General features: G+C 68.3%; 13 protein-coding genes and 3 tRNA genes. 7 read left to right on the top strand and 9 right to left on the bottom strand.

Annotation, left to right across the window (positions count from 1 at the left end; translation table 11 throughout):
• Positions 1–4: 4 nt before the first annotated feature.
• From RE429_RS02000 to tsaD, 5 genes are all read right to left on the bottom strand, one after another.
• Positions 5–484 carry a bleomycin resistance protein gene (locus tag RE429_RS02000; RefSeq protein ID WP_414472729.1) on the bottom strand — a complete coding sequence of 160 codons (480 nt, stop codon included), beginning with the start codon at positions 482–484 and terminating at the stop codon, positions 5–7.
• Between the two features lie 89 nt (positions 485–573).
• A complete protein-coding gene (gene acs / locus RE429_RS02005) occupies positions 574–2,532 on the bottom strand; it encodes an acetate--CoA ligase (protein WP_414472730.1) in 1,959 nt (652 codons plus the stop codon).
• A 216-nt stretch (positions 2,533–2,748) separates the two neighbouring features.
• Positions 2,749–3,162 (bottom strand): EVE domain-containing protein, encoded by a 414-nt coding sequence (locus RE429_RS02010; protein ID WP_414474283.1) that lies wholly within the window; start codon positions 3,160–3,162, stop codon positions 2,749–2,751.
• Between the two features lie 34 nt (positions 3,163–3,196).
• Positions 3,197–4,192 (bottom strand): NAD(P)H-dependent glycerol-3-phosphate dehydrogenase, encoded by a 996-nt coding sequence (locus tag RE429_RS02015; RefSeq protein WP_414472731.1) that lies wholly within the window; start codon positions 4,190–4,192, stop codon positions 3,197–3,199.
• Complete coding sequence (tsaD, locus tag RE429_RS02020) at positions 4,192–5,247, bottom strand: tRNA (adenosine(37)-N6)-threonylcarbamoyltransferase complex transferase subunit TsaD (RefSeq protein ID WP_414472732.1); 1,056 nt, start codon at positions 5,245–5,247, stop codon at positions 4,192–4,194. Before tsaD ends, RE429_RS02015 begins: the two co-directional genes overlap by 1 nt.
• Before the next feature lie 128 nt (positions 5,248–5,375).
• Between tsaD and hemC the strand changes: the two genes are divergently transcribed.
• From hemC to RE429_RS02055, 7 genes are all read left to right on the top strand, one after another.
• Positions 5,376–6,302 carry a hydroxymethylbilane synthase gene (gene hemC, locus RE429_RS02025; RefSeq protein ID WP_414472733.1) on the top strand — a complete coding sequence of 309 codons (927 nt, stop codon included), beginning with the start codon at positions 5,376–5,378 and terminating at the stop codon, positions 6,300–6,302.
• Complete coding sequence (locus RE429_RS02030; RefSeq protein WP_414472734.1) at positions 6,302–7,000, top strand: uroporphyrinogen-III synthase; 699 nt, start codon at positions 6,302–6,304, stop codon at positions 6,998–7,000. The genes hemC and RE429_RS02030 overlap by 1 nt, the downstream gene beginning before the upstream one ends.
• 235 nt (positions 7,001–7,235) lie before the next feature.
• A complete protein-coding gene (locus RE429_RS02035; RefSeq protein ID WP_414472735.1) occupies positions 7,236–8,723 on the top strand; it encodes a COG4223 family protein in 1,488 nt (495 codons plus the stop codon).
• Between the two features lie 15 nt (positions 8,724–8,738).
• Positions 8,739–10,334 (top strand): heme biosynthesis HemY N-terminal domain-containing protein, encoded by a 1,596-nt coding sequence (locus tag RE429_RS02040; protein WP_414472736.1) that lies wholly within the window; start codon positions 8,739–8,741, stop codon positions 10,332–10,334.
• Positions 10,335–10,415: 81 nt separating this feature from the next.
• Positions 10,416–10,491 (top strand) — tRNA-Thr (locus RE429_RS02045).
• Between the two features lie 109 nt (positions 10,492–10,600).
• A tRNA-Ala gene (locus RE429_RS02050) sits at positions 10,601–10,676 on the top strand.
• A 20-nt stretch (positions 10,677–10,696) separates the two neighbouring features.
• Positions 10,697–10,771: transfer RNA gene (locus RE429_RS02055), tRNA-Gly, on the top strand.
• Positions 10,772–11,374: 603 nt separating this feature from the next.
• Here RE429_RS02055 and RE429_RS02060 read toward each other — a convergent pair.
• The 4 genes from RE429_RS02060 to RE429_RS02075 all read right to left on the bottom strand — a co-directional run bounded on the left by RE429_RS02060 (position 11,375) and on the right by RE429_RS02075 (position 16,283).
• A complete protein-coding gene (locus tag RE429_RS02060; protein WP_414472737.1) occupies positions 11,375–11,728 on the bottom strand; it encodes a hypothetical protein in 354 nt (117 codons plus the stop codon).
• Positions 11,668–13,095 carry a methyl-accepting chemotaxis protein gene (locus tag RE429_RS02065; RefSeq protein WP_414472738.1) on the bottom strand — a complete coding sequence of 476 codons (1,428 nt, stop codon included), beginning with the start codon at positions 13,093–13,095 and terminating at the stop codon, positions 11,668–11,670. The genes RE429_RS02060 and RE429_RS02065 overlap by 61 nt, the downstream gene beginning before the upstream one ends.
• Before the next feature lie 203 nt (positions 13,096–13,298).
• Positions 13,299–14,186, bottom strand: a complete 888-nt coding sequence (locus RE429_RS02070; RefSeq protein ID WP_414472739.1) for a cation diffusion facilitator family transporter — start codon at positions 14,184–14,186, stop codon at positions 13,299–13,301.
• A gap of 111 nt (positions 14,187–14,297) precedes the next feature.
• Positions 14,298–16,283: a CHASE2 domain-containing protein gene (locus RE429_RS02075; protein WP_414472740.1), complete on the bottom strand. Its 1,986-nt coding sequence runs from the start codon at positions 16,281–16,283 to the stop codon at positions 14,298–14,300.
• Positions 16,284–16,285: the final 2 nt, after the last annotated feature.

Here is a 16,285-nt window from a genome sequence, read left to right on the forward strand (position 1 = left end):
CCAGCTATTCGGTCAGCATCTTTCGGCCGATATTCTGCGCGAAGCGGATGAGATAGCCGTCCGGGTCCTGGACCAGGAATTCGCGCGCGCCGCTCTCCACATCGTCGCCTAGGCGATACCAGGCCTCGTACGGCTCCCGGTACAGAGGCCAGCCGGCTTCCCTCAAGGCGTTCACGACCGGATCGATGTCGCGGGCCGCGATCTGGAAATTGATGCCGCGCCCGAAGGGACGCTCGAGGGCGCCCACCTCCCAGTGGCGGTTGATCTGGCACAGCATCACCTGTGCGCCCTCGCGCTGGAGATAGGCGAATTTCGCCTGCGGCCGGTCATAGGCGACCGCGAAGCCGAGAAGCTCGCACCAGAAGCGCAGGCTCGCCTCGATATCGGTGACGTCGAGTTCGGGCACGAGCGCATTGAAGCCGCCTTCCGGCAGGCGGCCCGTGCCGGAGGAGAGATTCCGCTCGGCCGAGGTCGGAAGGGTCATGGGAGTTCGTGTCCTGCAGGTGTTTCGGATGACGCGCCACCCCGTCATGCCCGGCCTCGTGCCGTGCATGACGGGGAAGGGATGAACGGTCACGCCGCCTGCGTGCGCTTGTTCTGGCGGTTGGTGATGAGATCGTCGACCACGGCGGGGTCGGCCAGCGTCGACGTATCGCCGAGAGAGCCGAACTCGTCCTCGGCGATCTTGCGCAGGATCCGGCGCATGATCTTGCCGGAGCGGGTCTTGGGCAGTCCCGGCGCGAACTGGATCAGGTCCGGCGACGCGATGGGGCCGATCTCCTTGCGCACCCAGGCCACAAGCTCCTTGCGCAGATCTTCCGAGGGCTCGATGCCCGCCATGAGCGTCACATAGGCGTAGATGCCCTGGCCCTTGATGTCGTGCGGATAGCCCACGACGGCGGCCTCCGAGACCTTCGGGTGGGCGACGAGGGCGGATTCCACCTCCGCCGTGCCCATGCGGTGGCCGGAGACGTTGATCACGTCGTCGACGCGGCCGGTGATCCAGTAATAGCCGTCCTGGTCGCGGCGGCACCCGTCGCCCGTGAAGTACTTGCCCGGATAGGTGGAGAAATAGGTCTGCACGAAGCGCTCATGATCGCCGTAGACCGTGCGCATCTGTCCGGGCCAGGAATCAGCGATCACGAGATTGCCCTCGGCCGGGCCCTCCAGGACCTTGCCGTCCGCGTCCACCACTTCCGGCTTCACGCCGAAGAAGGGCCGCGTGGCGGAGCCGGGCTTGAGCTTCGTCGCGCCCGGCAGCGGCGTGATCAGGATGCCGCCGGTCTCGGTCTGCCACCAGGTGTCCACGATGGGGCAGCGGCCGTCGCCGACCACGCGGTGATACCACTCCCAGGCCTCCGGATTGATCGGCTCGCCCACGGAGCCCAGGAGGCACAGCGACTTGCGGGAGGTCTTCTTCACCGGCTCTTCGCCCGCCTGCATGAGGGAGCGGATCGCGGTCGGCGCGGTGTAAAAGATATTCACGCGGTGCTTGTCGATGACATCCCAGAAGCGGGAGATCGACGGATAGGTGGGCACGCCTTCGAACATGAGCGTCGTCGCGCCGTTCGCCAGCGGCCCGTAGAGAATGTAGGAATGGCCCGTCACCCAGCCCACGTCGGCGGTGCACCAGTAGATGTCGCCGTCATGATAGTCGAACACGTATTGATGGGTCATCGACGCGAAGACGAGATAGCCGGCGGTGGTGTGCAGCACGCCCTTGGGGGTGCCCGTGCTCCCCGAGGTGTAGAGGATGAACAGCGGATCCTCCGCGTGCATCTCCTCGTAGGGGCAATCGTCCGAGACCATCTTCGCGGCCTCGTCGTAATAGACGTCGCGGCCGGGCAGCATGTTGACGGCTCCACCGGTACGGCGAACGACGAGCACGTGATCGACCACGCCCGGTCCGACGCGCTCGATGGCGGCGTCCACGTTCACCTTCAGGGGGACTTTACGCCCGCCGCGCAGGCCCTCGTCGGCCGTGACGATGAAGGCGGACTTGGCGTCCTGGATGCGGCTTGCGAGCGAATCCGGCGAGAAGCCGCCGAACACGACGGAATGGATGGCGCCGAGACGCGCGCAGGCCAGCATCGCATAGGCCGCTTCCGGGATCATCGGCATGTAGATCGTGACGCGGTCGCCTTTGCCGACGCCGCGGTTGCGCATGATGTTGGCCATGCGGCAGACTTCGGCGTGAAGCTGGCGGTAGGTGATCTTCTTGGATTCGGAAGGATCGTCGCCTTCCCAGATGATCGCGACCTGATCGCCGCGGGTGTGCAGGTGCCGGTCGACGCAGTTATAGGCCACGTTGGTGATGCCGTCCTCGAACCAGCGGATCGAGACGTTGCCGGGGCCGAAATGGGTGTTCTTGATCCGGGTCGGTTCCTTGAACCAGTGGATCCGCTTGGCTTCCTCGGCCCAGAAGGCCTCCGGATTCTTCACCGAAGCCTCGTATTTCGCGCGATAGCCCGCATCATCCAGATAGGCGCGGTGGGTCCATTCGGACGGGACGTCGTAGATCTTTTCTTCCATGGCGCTTCTCCCAGACACCTCATGAGGGGGGTATTTAGGTCTAGGTTTAAGGAAAGAGAGTGGGGCTGAGCAAGCGGGACAAGGATCGGACTTTGGTCGTTGCCGCTTTTGGGGGCGGCACGAGATGTCTGGCCGCCCCGTCATGGCCGGACTTGATCCGGCCATCCACGTCTTGAGGGGTACCCATCCACAAAGACGTGGATGAGGGGAAGCTTCCTAAAGCCCGCCCATCCGGCAGACGATGGACCATTCCTCGTCCGTGACCGGCTGGACCGAGAGGCGGGAATTGTTGACCAGGATCATCTTCTCGAGGCCGGGATGCTTCTTGATCTCATCGAGGGTCACCGGCCGCGGAAAGGCTTTGACGGCTTTCACGTCCACCATGCCGAACCTGCCCGTTTCGTCGGTGTGGTCGGGATAGTATTCCTTGATCACCTCCACGATGCCGACGACCGCCTTGCCCTCGTTGGAATGGTAGAAGAAGCCCTGCTCGCCCCGTTTCATCGCCATCAGGTTCTGCTTGGCGACGTGATTGCGCACGCCGTTCCAGTGAGTGCCCTTGTCGCCTTGCGCGACCTGGTGGTCCCAGGACCAGACGGAGGGTTCGGACTTGTAGAGCCATTTGGCCATGTTCTTCTTGCTCAATCTCAATGCTCGGACTTGCTCAATGTTCGGACTTGATGGGACGGTTCATGAGCGCATCGACCGCCTCGTCGAGGGTCCATGCGCCCGAGAGGATCTGCTCGACGGCTTCGGCGATCGGCATGTCGACGCCCTTTTCGCGCGCCAGCGCCACGAGGGCGCCGGCCGTCGTGGCGCCCTCCACGAGCTTGCCGCCCGAGGCGGCCTGCACGCCCATGCCCTGGCCGAGCCGGAGGCCGAAGGAGAAGTTGCGGGATTGCGCGGACGAGCAGGTGAGCACGAGGTCGCCGAGGCCCGACAGGCCCATCAGGGTCCCGGCCTCCCCGCCATAGGCGCGGGCGAAGCGCAGGAGCTCGGCGAAACCGCGCGCGATGAGCGCCGCCTTCGCGCTCTCGCCGAGGCCGCGCCCGGTCACCGCGCCGCACGCGATGGCGAGCACGTTCTTGGCGGCGCCGCCGATCTCCACGCCGCGCACGTCCGTGCCGTGATAGACGCGAAGGGTCGGGCCGGAGAGGGCGGTGGCGAGTTCCTCCGCCAGGGCTCCGTCGCGGCAGGCCAGCGTCACGGCGGTGGGCAGGCCGCGCACGACGTCGTGCGCGAAGCTCGGGCCCGACAGCACGGCGACCGGAGCGCCGGGGCGGACCTCCTCCACCACGTCGCACAGGAAGGCCCCGGTGGTGCGCTCGATGCCCTTCGCGCAGAGCACGAGGGGCGTCTCGCGCGGGAGAATGTCGGCGAGCGCGCCCGCCATCTCCCGCGTCGTCTGCGCGGGCGTGACGAGAAGGACCGCGTGGCTCGCCGCGAGGAGGCTCAGGTCGGCGGTCGGCGCGATGCGGTCGAGCAGGCGAGCGCCGGGGAGGAAGCGCTCGTTCGCGCGGGTTCCGGCGAGCGCCGACGCCTGCTCCTCGGAGCGCATCCAGAGAATCACGTCGTTCCCGGCGATGGCGGCGGCATTGGCGAGCGCCGTTCCCCAGGCCCCGGCTCCGGCGATGCCGATGGGACCCGTCGCCCCGGGCATCAGGCCTTGGCTCCCACGGCCTGGCCGCTGGTGTCGAGGGGCCAGCGCGCGCGCGCGGGGGCGTCGATGTCGTCGATGAGGCCGAGCCGCATGCGCTCCAGGCCCGCCCAGGCGATCATGGCGGCGTTGTCGCCGCACAGCGCCAAGGGCGGCGCGACGAGCTTGAGGCCGGTCTCGACGGCCAGGCGCTGGAGGGCCTGGCGCATGGCCTGGTTCGCGGCCACGCCGCCCGCCACCACGAGCGCCTTCGGGGCGCCCGCGATCTCGCGGAACCGGCGCAGGCCCACGCGGGTGCGGTCCACGACCACGTCGACGATGGCGGCCTGGAAGCTCGCGCAGAGATCGGCGATGTCGGTCTGGGTGAGGGGGGCGATCTTCTCGGCCTCGATCCGCACGGCGGTCTTGAGGCCCGACAGGGAAAAGTTCGGCTCCGCCCGTCCCTGCATGGGCCGGGGCAGGGCAAAGCGCTCGGGATTCCCCTTCGCGGCCTCGCGCTCCACATGGGGGCCGCCGGGATAGGCCAGACCCAGCATCTTCGCCACCTTGTCGAAGGCCTCGCCGATGGCGTCGTCGATGGTGGTGCCGATGCGCACGTAATCGCCCACGCCCTTCACGGCCACGAGCTGCGTATGGCCGCCGGAGGCGAGCAGAAGCAGGTAGGGAAAGCCGATCCCGTCCGTGAGCCGCGCCGTGAGCGCGTGGGCTTCGAGATGGTTCACGGCCATCAGGGGCTTGCGGGTCACGAGCGCGATGGCCTTCGCGGTGGTGAGGCCCACGAGCACGCCGCCGATGAGGCCGGGGCCCGCGGCCACCGCGATGCCGTCGATCTGCTTGATCGTGCAGCCCGCCGCCTTGAGGGCGCGGGCGATCAGGCGGTCGAGCACCTCCACATGGGCGCGGGCCGCGATCTCCGGCACCACGCCGCCATAGGCCGCGTGCTCGGCGATCTGGCTCAGGACCTCGCTGGAGAGGATCTCGCCGCGCCCGTCGAAGCCGACGCCCACCACGGCGGCCGCGGTTTCGTCGCAGGTGGTTTCGATGCCGAGGATGCGCATGGTCTGTCGGTACCGTTGGCTCTAAGTGATCTTTCGGGCTTTCGGCCCGGCTGTCCTCACCCTATAGTCCGCCCCGCCGCACAAGATCAAACGCGGATGTTGTCCTCAAGCAGGAGTAAGCAGCGGGAATGACCTCTTCACCGACCCTGGTCATCGGCACGCGCGGCAGCCCTCTGGCGCTCGCGCAGGCCCACGAGACGCAAGACAGGCTGGTGGCCGCCCACGGCTGGGCGATCGAAAACCTCCCTCTGTCGATCATCAAGACCACGGGCGATGCGATTCAGGACCGTCCCCTCTCGGAAGCCGGCGGCAAGGGGCTCTTCACCAAGGAACTCGACATCGCGCTGCTCGAAGGCGCCATCGATCTGGCCGTCCACTCCGCCAAGGACCTGCCGACCACCCTGCCGGAGGGCATCGTGATCGCGGGCTTCCTGCCGCGGGAGGACGTGCGCGACGCCTTCATCAGCCACCGCTACAAGAGCCTCGCCGCGCTGCCCCCCGGCGCCGTCGTCGGCTCCGCGTCCCTTCGCCGCCAGGCGCAGGTCCGCCGCCTGCGGCCCGACCTGAAGGTCACGCTGCTGCGCGGCAACGTCCAGACGCGGCTGTCCAAGCTGGAGCGCGGCGAGGTGGACGCCACCCTGCTGGCCATGGCGGGCCTGCGCCGTCTCGGGCTGACCGATCACGTGACCGCCATGCTCGACACCGACGATTTCCTGCCCGCCGTGGGGCAGGGGGCCATCGCGATCGCGATCCGTGCCGAGGATTCCCGGGTGCGCGAGAGCCTGCAGCCGATTCTCGATGCCGCCACCGCCCATGCGCTCGCGGCCGAACGGGCCTTCCTGACCATTCTCGACGGCTCCTGCCGCACGCCGATCGCCGGCCATGCCCGCATGGTGGGAGGCGAACTGGAGATCCGCGGGCTCGTCCTGCGCCCGGACGGCTCGGAAACCCTCGAGGCGGTCCGGCGCGGCTCGCCGGACGACGCCGTGATGCTCGGACGCGAGGTCGGAACCGAGCTTCGCACCCGTATGCCGGCCGGATTCCTGGCAACCTGATGCGGATCCTCCTCACACGCGCCCACGAGGATGCGGAGCGCACGGAAAAGAAGCTCGCGGCCCTGGGTCACGAGGTGGTGATCGCGCCCGTGCTCCGCGTCGTGCTGACCGGCGATCCCGCGCCTGCGGATCCCCATGACGCCCTCATCGTCACCAGCGCCCATGCGGTGGAGGGCCTCGCCGCCTATCCTGACAAGGCCGTTCCCGTCTTCTCCGTGGGCGAGCGGACTACCGACGCGCTGCTGGAAGCGGGATTTACCGCCGTCGCCACGGCCGAGGGCGACGCCGTGTCCCTGTCCCGGCTGATCCGGGAGACGCTCCAGCCTCCCCGGACCTTGCTTCACGTCACGGCGCGCCATCACAAGGAGGAGCCGGCGGCTTCCTTGAGCGCCGCCGGATTCACGATGCTGTCCTGGGAGGTCTACGAGGCCGAAGCCCTGGCGGCATGGCCCGAGGCGGCCCTGGAGGCTCTTCGCACTGGCAAAATCGAGGCCGTGCTCCATTATTCCCGTCGGAGCGCGGATCTTTTCGTACGGCAGGCGGAGAAGGCGGGGCTTCGATCCGCCATCCTCGGCTGCCTCCATCTCTGCCTGTCCGAAGATGTCTCGGCCCCTCTCAAGGCCATCGGCGCGGCCACCCGCATGGCAAGCTGGCCCCACGAGGATGCGCTCCTCGAACTGGTGCGGAGCCCTTCGTGACCTTCGTCACCGCTTCGCTTACGATGCGCTGATCGAGAGACGGGGCATCTGACGCCGCTTTTTCGCGTCCGATGCTCCGGGATCTTTGCCGAAGGAGAGGACCTTGTCCAAGAAATCCATCCCCTGTCCCTGATGCGCCGGCGCCTCCGGGGAACCGAAGGGTGCGCTCAAGCTTGCCTCAATTGCGTTCCAGTCTGAATCCGACGTGTCCGAATTGCCCCTCCAAGAGTGACCTGTGACCGATTCATCCGATCCCAAAGCTCCCAAGACCTCCCGCAGGAAACCTGCCCGCGAGCCGGCGACCATCGACCTGAAGGCGACGGTGGTCGACGAAGGCGTTCAGCCGGACAAGGACAGCGACAAGGCCTGGGATGCCGTGAAGCCCGAGGAAACGATCATGCCCAGGGCCGAGGTACCGGCCGAGGCACCGGCCGAGGCCAGCCCGGCTCCGGGGGAGGCGGTGCCCGATTCGGGCCCTGCCGCCGACACCCTCGCGTCGGGCGCGGGCGCCGATGAGGGGCCGCCGCCCCCGCCGGACGAGCCGGAGAGCGCCTCTTCCGGCCCGGCTCCGGCGCCCGCCCCGGAGCGCCGCGGTTCGGCCGCCGCCCTGATCGGGTCCGGCCTCCTGGGCGGCCTGATCGGCGCCGGCCTCGTCTATGGTCTCGGGCAGTGGCAGCAGACTTCGCCGGCCCCGGAGGATCCGCGCGTCGCGCAGCTGGAGCAGCGGGTGAGTGCCTTGAGCCAGGCCCGGCCTGCCCCGCAGCAGCCGGGTCCGCAGAACGTGGACCTGTCGCCGATCGAAGAGCGCCTGAAGGCGCTCGAGGAGGCCCGCGCTCCCCTCGATCAGCGCCTTCAGGAGATCCAGGACGCCGCGAACCGCGCCGCCGCGCAGGCCGAGGAGGCGCTCAACCGGCCTCTGCCGGAGCCTGCCGCGCCGCCGCCCCAGAACGATGCGGCGCTGACCGACCTCTCCGGCCGCCTCGCCGATCTCTCCAACCGACTCGGCGCCCTGGAGAAGTCCGACCGTCTCGAGACCGTGGAAAATACGGTCCGGACGCTCGAGGGCGAAGTGCGCGCCGGGGCGCAGAGCGCCGCCGGGGCCTCGAACGCCGTGCAGGATCTGAACCGCCGCCTGGGCGAGCAGGATCAGCGCCTCGCGGCCCTTTCCCAGCAGGTCGCCGAGAGCGGCAAGAGCGCCGAGGCGGCGGGCCAGACCAGCACGCGGGTCGTTCTCACCGAGCGCCTGAGCGATGCGCTGCGCAACGGCACGCCCTATGCGGAGGTGCTGGACGCCTTGCGCAAGAACGGCGCCGATGCCGGGCGGCTGCAGGCCCTGGAGCCCTTCGCCGAGAAGGGCGCGCCGACCGCCGCCGCCCTGCGCGCGAGCTTCGAGCCTCTGGAAGCCCAGATCCTGCGGGACGAGCGGGCGGCCTCGGGCGAATGGTCCGACCGGGTGCTGCGCATGCTGGACAAGGTGGTCACCGTGCGGCCCGTGAACGAACCCAACGGGACCGGCGCCGAGGCCGCGGCGGCGCGGATCCGGCAGGCCCTGGCCTCCGGCGACGTGGCGGAGGCGGCAACCGCCTGGTCCTCCCTGCCCGAGCCCGCGCGGAGGATCTCGGAGGCGTGGGGACGGCAGGTCCAGGCCGTGGCGGAGGCCCGGCAGGCCTCCCGCGATCTCTCCGGGGAAGCCCTCGCGGCCCTCAACCGTTCGACGCAATAAAAGGAACAGCCCAGAATGTGGCGTGCTCTACTTTTCATCGGTCTTCTCTGCGTCGCGGCCTTCGGGGCGGTCTGGCTGGCCGACAGGCCCGGAACGGTTCTGATCACCTTCGGGGGCTACGAAGTGCAGATGTCCGTCGCGGTGGCGGCCATCGCCCTCGCGGGACTGGCATTGGCTTTGGCCCTGCTCTGGGCGGCGGTGAGCACGATCCTGCGGCTGCCGTCGCGCCTGACCTTCGCGTCGCGGGCGCGCCGCCGCTCCCGGGGCTATCAGGCGGTCTCGCGGGGCATGGTGGCCGTGGGCGCGGGCGATACCATCGCGGCCCGCCGCTATGCCAACGAGGCCGAGCGGCTCCTCGGTCACGAGCCTCTGACGCTTCTCCTCAAGGCCCAGGCCGCCCAGGTCTCGGGCAACCGGGAGGCGGCGGAGGCCGCCTTCAAGCAGATGATGGACGAGGATGAGACGCGGGTGCTGGGCCTGCGCGGCCTCTTCGTGGAGGCCCGCCGCCGGGGTGACGCCGACGCTGCGCGGGAATTCGCCTCGGAGGCCGTGCGCCTGGCTCCGGCGGCCGCCTGGGCGAGCGATGCGGTCCTGGAGGCGCGCTGCGCCGAGGGCGACTGGCGCGGAGCGCTCGACGCCATCGAGCGGCGGACGTCTCTCGGCCTTCTCGACAAGGCGACCGCCAAGCGTCACCGGGCGGTGCTTCTGACGGCCGATGCTCTCGACCGGGCCGAGCCCGATCCCGAGGGCGCGCTGCGGAGCGCCCAGGACGCGGTCAGGCTCGCACCCGATCTCGTGCCCGCCGCCGCGCTCGCCGGAAAGCTCCTGGCGCGCCGGGGCGATCTGCGCCGGGCCGCCAAGATCGTCGAGACGGCGTGGCGCAGCCAGCCGCATCCGGATCTCGCCGAGGTCTATCTCAACCTGCGCCCGGGCGATTCGGGTTTGGACCGGCTCAAGCGCGCCGAAACCCTGTTCAAGCTCTCGGGCGGCGCGCCGGAGGGACGTCTGGCGGTGGCCCGCTCGGCGCTCGAATCGCGCGAGTTCGACCGCGCCCGGGACGCGCTCGAACCGCTGCTCGCGGACCGGCCGTCCATGCGGGTCTGCCTGCTGATGTCCGATCTCGAGCAGGCGGAGCACGGCTCCACCGGCAGGGGGCGCGAATGGCTGGCCCGCGCCACCCGTGCGCCGCGCGACCCAGCCTGGATCGCGGACGGGGTCGTGTCCGATCACTGGGCCCCGATCTCTCCGGTGACCGGCCGCCTCGACGCTTTCGTCTGGCAGGCCCCGCCGGATGTGCTGATCGCGCCGGAAATCACCATGAGCGACGACGTCACGGCGGATCTCGACGACGAGCCCAGGGCACTGCCGATGACCCCGGTCCGGGAGGAGCTGCAAACGGCCGCAGCCGCTTCCTCGGTTGCCGAGCCCGCATCGGCGCCGGCGGAGCCCGTCGCGGCCGTGGAGACGGTCGAGGCGGCCTGGCCGGAGCCCGCCAAGGAGGACACGCCTTCCCCGCGGGCGGAAGCGGTGGTTTTTCCCGCGACGCCGCCGGATGTGCCCAAGCCCGAAGAGCCGGCGTCGGCCCGTCGCAGCGCTTTTTCCCTCTGGTAGGCGAAATCAGTTCTCGCCTGCCCTTGCCAAGCGACAGGCGAGAGGGTATGAGGACGCCCTCTTCGATCGCATGATCGGCACGCCGCAATAGCTCAGCTGGTAGAGCACCTCATTCGTAATGAGGGGGTCGGGGGTTCGAATCCCTCTTGCGGCACCATTCTTCCTCTTGAATTTCAAGAGGTTGGAAAGGGGGTTGCCTTAAGGGCAGGTTGCCGGTAAGCGATGGGGAGAGGGGCGCGGGTTTCCACCGTGCCGCCGATCAGACTGGGGTCGTAGCTCAGTTGGGAGAGCGCGTGAATGGCATTCACGAGGTCAGCGGTTCGATCCCGCTCGGCTCCACCAATCTGATCGAAACGGAGCGTGCGGGTGTAGCTCAGGGGTAGAGCACAACCTTGCCAAGGTTGGGGTCGAGGGTTCGAATCCCTTCGCCCGCTCCAATTTCCAAAAAGGCCGCCTTCGGGCGGCCTTTTGCTTTTTCCGACGCTGTGGCTTCCCGAGGTCCGTGCCGGCGGCTCCGCAGGCGAAACGGGCCCTCTCGCCAGGGAGGGCGGAGGGCCCGCAGGGGTGACCTTGCAAAGGTTAGTCCCGAAGGTCATGCATCAGGGATGCTCGATCCGGCTAAACCGGTTCTATAAGGTGTCGATTGTAAAGCTGGGAGCTCTCCGCCATGCTCAATCCGGCACGGTGGAGGACGCCATCAGCCCAGGCGGTGTTTCGATCTCAGCCTCCATCTCGTCCGGACCGGGGCGGGTGCCCGTCCTGTCATGCCTGCGGTCGGCCGCCGATTCGGGAACCCGCACGGGCGATCGGCCGATCCGCTGCTCGCGACAGGCTCGTTCTCGGCGCGCGGGAGTGGGCCTGTCATTGTTAAAATGGCCCGCCGGGCCAACTTGTTTCAGCGTGGCGGAAAAGAAAAAAGCCCGGTATTGCCGGGCTTTAGAAGCGATTCGTGATCGCCGTCAGGGGAGGGCTCCTGTCACGCCCTGGAGCATCGTTCCGGCGAAAAACCGGTGCCCACTTTTGGGTTCGATGCGCGAGCCTCAGGCGGCCTTGACGCCGGAGAGGAAGCTCGCGACCTCGTGGCCGAGATCGCTGGAATGGCGCGCCAGTTCCTGGGCGGCGCCCAACACCTGATTCGCCGCTGCCCCGGTCTCGCCTGCCCCGTTCTGCACATCCGCGATGCTGCCGGTGACCGCTTCCGTGCCGCGCGCCGCCTCCTGGACGTTGCGGGCGATCTCGGCGGTGGCGGCGCCCTGCTCCTCCATGGCGGCCGCGATCGAGGTCGAGATCTGGCTCATCTCGGCAATCGTGCGCGCGATCTCCCGGATCGCCGTCACCGTCTCCTGCGTCGCCTGCTGCACCGAGCCGATCTGGGCCGAAATCTCCTCGGGCATCGCGCCTTGGCGGTCTGCGAGGCGAGCTCCTTGACCTCGGTCGCCACCACCGCAAAGCCCCTGCCGGCCTCGCCCGCGCGCGCCGCCTCGATGGTGGCGTTGAGCGCCAGCAGGTTGGTCTGGCCCGCGATGGTGCTGATCAGCTGGATCACGTCGCCGATGCGCTCGGCGGAAGCCGCGAGCGCCTGCACGGTGGCGTTGGTGCGCTCGGTGCCCTGCACGGCGCGCTCGGCCACCTGCGAGGACTGGCCGACCTGGGCGGCGATCTCGCGGATCGAGATCGACAGCTCCTCGGTCGCGGCCGCCACCGTCTGCACATTGGCCGAGGTCTGCTGGGCGGCCGAGGACACGGTCATCGTCTGCTGGCTGGCCTGGCCGGCCACCGCGCTCATCGACTGGGCCGTGGCCTCCATCTCGGTGGCGGCCGAGGACAGCCCTTGCGTCAGGGCCGAGACCTTGCTCTCGAAACGCTGCGTGAGCGCCTCGAGCACCTCGGCCCGGCGCATCTTGGCCTGGGTCTCCGCCTCCTGCGCGGCCGCAAGACGACGCGCCTCCACCGCATTCTCCTTGAAGACCTCGACGGCCTTCGCCATCACGCCGATTTCGTCGCGGCGGGTCGTGCCTTCGACCGTCACGGCCAGATCGCCGCCGGCAAGGCTGCGCATGTTGGCGACGAGTTTCTGGATCGGACGGGAAATGCTGCGCCCCAGGCCGAACGCGATGACGATCAGAATCACGGCCGCCATCACGACGAAGGCGAGGAACTGGTTGCGGTAGGACGCCGCCACGGCCTCGAGGTCGTCGATATAGACCCCGGTCGCCACCACGAGACGCCATTTCTCGAAAGCCGCCGCGTAGGTCAGCTTCGGAGACGGCTCGGTCTGTCCCGGCTTCGGATAGAAATAGGCGGTATAGCCGCCGCCGGCCCGCGCCCCGGCGATCATTGTCTTGACGTATTGCGATCCGGTGGAGTCGCGCAGCTCCGACCGGTCCAGGCCTTCGGTTTGAGGATTGATCGGGTGAACCCGCAGGAAGTGGTCGTAGTCGTAGACCATGAAATATTCGGAGCCCGAATAGCGAAGGGCGCGAATGGTGTCGAACGCGCGCTTTCTGGCTTCCTCGGCCGGCAGCTCGCCCTGGTCGGCGCGTTTGCCGTAATCCGCCATGATCGTCAGAGCGGCTTCGGTCAGATGCTTCAGCTCGTCCTTCTTGCGCTCCATCAGGATCGTCGAGATCGTCATCGAGCCATAGATCGACAGAGCCGCGAGAGCCAGGATACCGAAGGCGATCCCGGCATAGAAGCGGCCGGCAACGCCGGTAAAGGCACGCACCCATTTCGAGCGTGCGGTCAAAGTGTCCTGAGACATCCCCATCCCCATTTCGGCGCCGGCATCACGACGGCGCGCATTTGCAAGTCGGTGGGGACTTAGTGAGGGAAGCTTGCTTGGGCATTTCGCAGAAATTCGTCCGCCGCGCGGGCGCACATTTTGCCGCACCCCGCCACGCAGACGCGTCGGCGCATCATGCGGGAAACCGGGTCCATGTCCCGGTTCACGTTTCAGGCGATGAATTAGAGAACAACGATGCCCGCGTGCTTCGCCTTGTTGTCGGGCTCCACGTGAATCGTGATCAGCGCATCCTTGACCTCGTCCTTCAGCGCACGCTCCAGGCTGTCGCAGATGTCGTGGGCGTCCGTCACGCTCATGGAGCCGGGTACGACGAGATGAAAATCGATGAAGGTCATCCGGCCCGCATGCCGCGTGCGCAGGTCATGCGCCTCGATGGCGCCCTCCGCATTGCTGGCGATGATGTCCTTGACGCGCGCGAGGGTCGCCTCGGGCAGCGCTTCGTCCATGAGCCCGCCGACGCTCTCCTTGATGAGACCCCAGCCGGACCAGAGGATATTGACCGCCACGAAGGCCGCGAGAACCGGGTCGAGCCAGGCCCATCCGGTCACGGGCACGAAGACGAGGCCCGCGAGAACGCCCGCGGAGGTGTACACGTCCGTCATGAGGTGGCGTCCGTCGGCGGTGAGCGCAGGCGAGCGCAGGCGGCGGCCCTGGCGGATCAGGATCGACGCCCAGATGCCGTTGATGACGCTCGCGAGCGCGTTGGCGGCAAAACCCAGGCCGGGCGATTCGAGCATCTTGGGCGAGAGAAAGCCGAAATAGGCCTCGCGCAGAATCATCAGCGCCGCCACGATGATCAGCACGCCCTCGAGAACGGCGGAGAAATACTCCACCTTGTGGTGGCCGTAAGGGTGATTGGCGTCGGCGGGCGCCGCGCTCATGCGAACGGCCATGAAGGCCGCGATCGCCGTCACCACGTTGATGACGCTCTCCAGCGCATCCGAGTAGAGCGCGATGCTGCCCGTCAGATGATAGGCCACGTATTTGAGCGCGAAGACCAGCGCTCCGATGAAGATGCTGCCGACGGCAAGCTTTTGAACGCGATTCATGGCAGACGTCACAGATGGAGCAGCGGGACGGCGAAGCCGCCCTTATAGTGATCGAGGTTCCAAGCGCAAGCCTTTCAATTTACTTGCAAATCGCTTGCAGAAGCGGCCGGGTCATCGCGGTGTCCGGCCGATTTTCCGCATGAGCGTGCGGTAATAGCCCGCGAGCGAAGGAGCCAGCGTCTGGCAGCGCACGATCAGACCGAGCGCTTCGTCGCCACGCTCCTGGCGGAGACCCGCGAGGGCCTGGGCATGGAGCCGCGTGAGTTCCGAGATGGCCGGATCGTGCCGCCGCGAGGCTGGCGCCACGACGGTGAAGATGGCCGATTCCGTCGCGCGCCCGCGCACCGCGATGCGGTCGAGCTCGATCAGCACGTAATCGTCCTGCACGGCTTCGGCCGTCGCGGGGCCGAGGATCAGGGAGACGGCGTATTCCTTCGACAGGCTTTCGAGGCGCGAGGCGAGGTTCACCGTATCGCCGAGCACCGAATAATCGTAGCGCCAGCGCGAGCCCACGTTGCCGACCACGCAGTCGCCCGTGTTGATGCCGACGCCGACGGCGAATTGCGGCGCATGCTCTCCCTCCTCCTGCCGCAAGGCGGCGTTCAGCATCGTGACGGCGTCCATCATGCGCATGGCCGCGCGGACCGCGCGCAGCGGATGGTCATGGCTCGGCAGAGGCGCGTTCCAGAAGGCCATGACGCAGTCGCCCATGTATTTGTCGATGGTGCCGCCCTCCGCGAGCACCGCTTCCGAGAGCGGATCGAGCAATCGGTTGATGAGGCCCGTCAGGCGCTCCGGCTGGTCTTTCAGCTTCTCCGACAGGGTGGTGAATCCGCGCACGTCGCAGAACAGGATCGAGAGATTGCGGCGCTCGCCGCCGAGCTTGAGCGCGCCCGGGTCGCGCGCGAGCTGCGCGACGAGTTCGGGCGAGAGATAGCGCGAGAAGGCTTCCGACACGGCGTGGCGAAGCTGCCGCTCGCGGGCGTAGTCGAGCCCGAAGCGCGCGCCGAAGACCGCGAGCGATGCGGCGGCGGGAAGAGCTGGCGGCATCCACACGCGCCCGAACCGCAAGGCGAGCCATGCGCCTGCAAAGACCAGCGCCACCACGGACAGAGCGGCCAATCCGGTGCGCCAGGTCACGCCGCGGGCCGACAGGGCCGCCGCGACGAGAGCGGCCGCCAGGAGAAGGCCCAGGACCGCGATGCGCGGCACGGGGACGACGAAGAGATCGTGGCGCAGGTTGTCGAGAATGGTCGCCTGCACCTCCACGCCGGCCGTGAGCTCGCCGGTCGTCACCGTGAAGGGCGTGGGGAAGGTGTCCGGGGCGCCGGCATTCACGGAGGTCGCCGCCTTGAGGCTCAGTCCCACGAGGACGATCTTGTCCTTGAAGCGTCCGGGCTGGAGAAACTCCTCCGGATCGAGCGCCTGGTAATAGGATACGGTCGGATAGGTGCGGGCGGGGCCGAAATACTGGATGAGGGCTCCGGCGGGGGCAGGCGCCGCCGGCTCTCCGGCAAGGCGCAGGATCTCGGCCGCGAAGCTGTCGGGCTGCGTGGGCATGCGGCGAAGATAGACGTCCGGATCGGGATCGACGGATGCGACGCCGGCAGCGGCGTCCGCATCGAGGAACGGATCGATGGGATTGACGCGCGTCGTCTGGATGCCGTGATCGAGCTTGGTCAGCACGTCGTCGGCGGCCAGCACCACGTCCGGCCCGAGCGCGGAAGCGAGCGCCCGGTCGGCCTCCTCCGTCGAGGGTTCGGCGAAGATGATGTCGATGCCGACGACCTTGGCGCCCGCCGCGCGCAGGCGTTCGACGAGCCGGGCATGCAGCTCCCGCGACCACGGCCAGCGCTGCCTGATCTCGGCGAAGGACGGCTCGTCGATGGCCACCACCTCCACGCCGGAGGGGAACGGGCGGGGCGGGGCGATGATCGAGAGAAGATCGAAGAGCCTTGCCTCGATGAGGGCGAAGGGCGGGAAGAAGACGAGCGGCGCCAGGAGCGCCGCGATGAGGCCCGCCATGACGAAGTGCCGCCAGAGCGGCTCCCCGTCGTGCCTGCGCAGGGCGGACCTTGCCGAGGCGGGGGCGCTCACCG

The organism is Microvirga sp. M2, from assembly GCF_047497095.1.
Classification (GTDB): Bacteria; Pseudomonadota; Alphaproteobacteria; order Rhizobiales; family Beijerinckiaceae; genus Microvirga.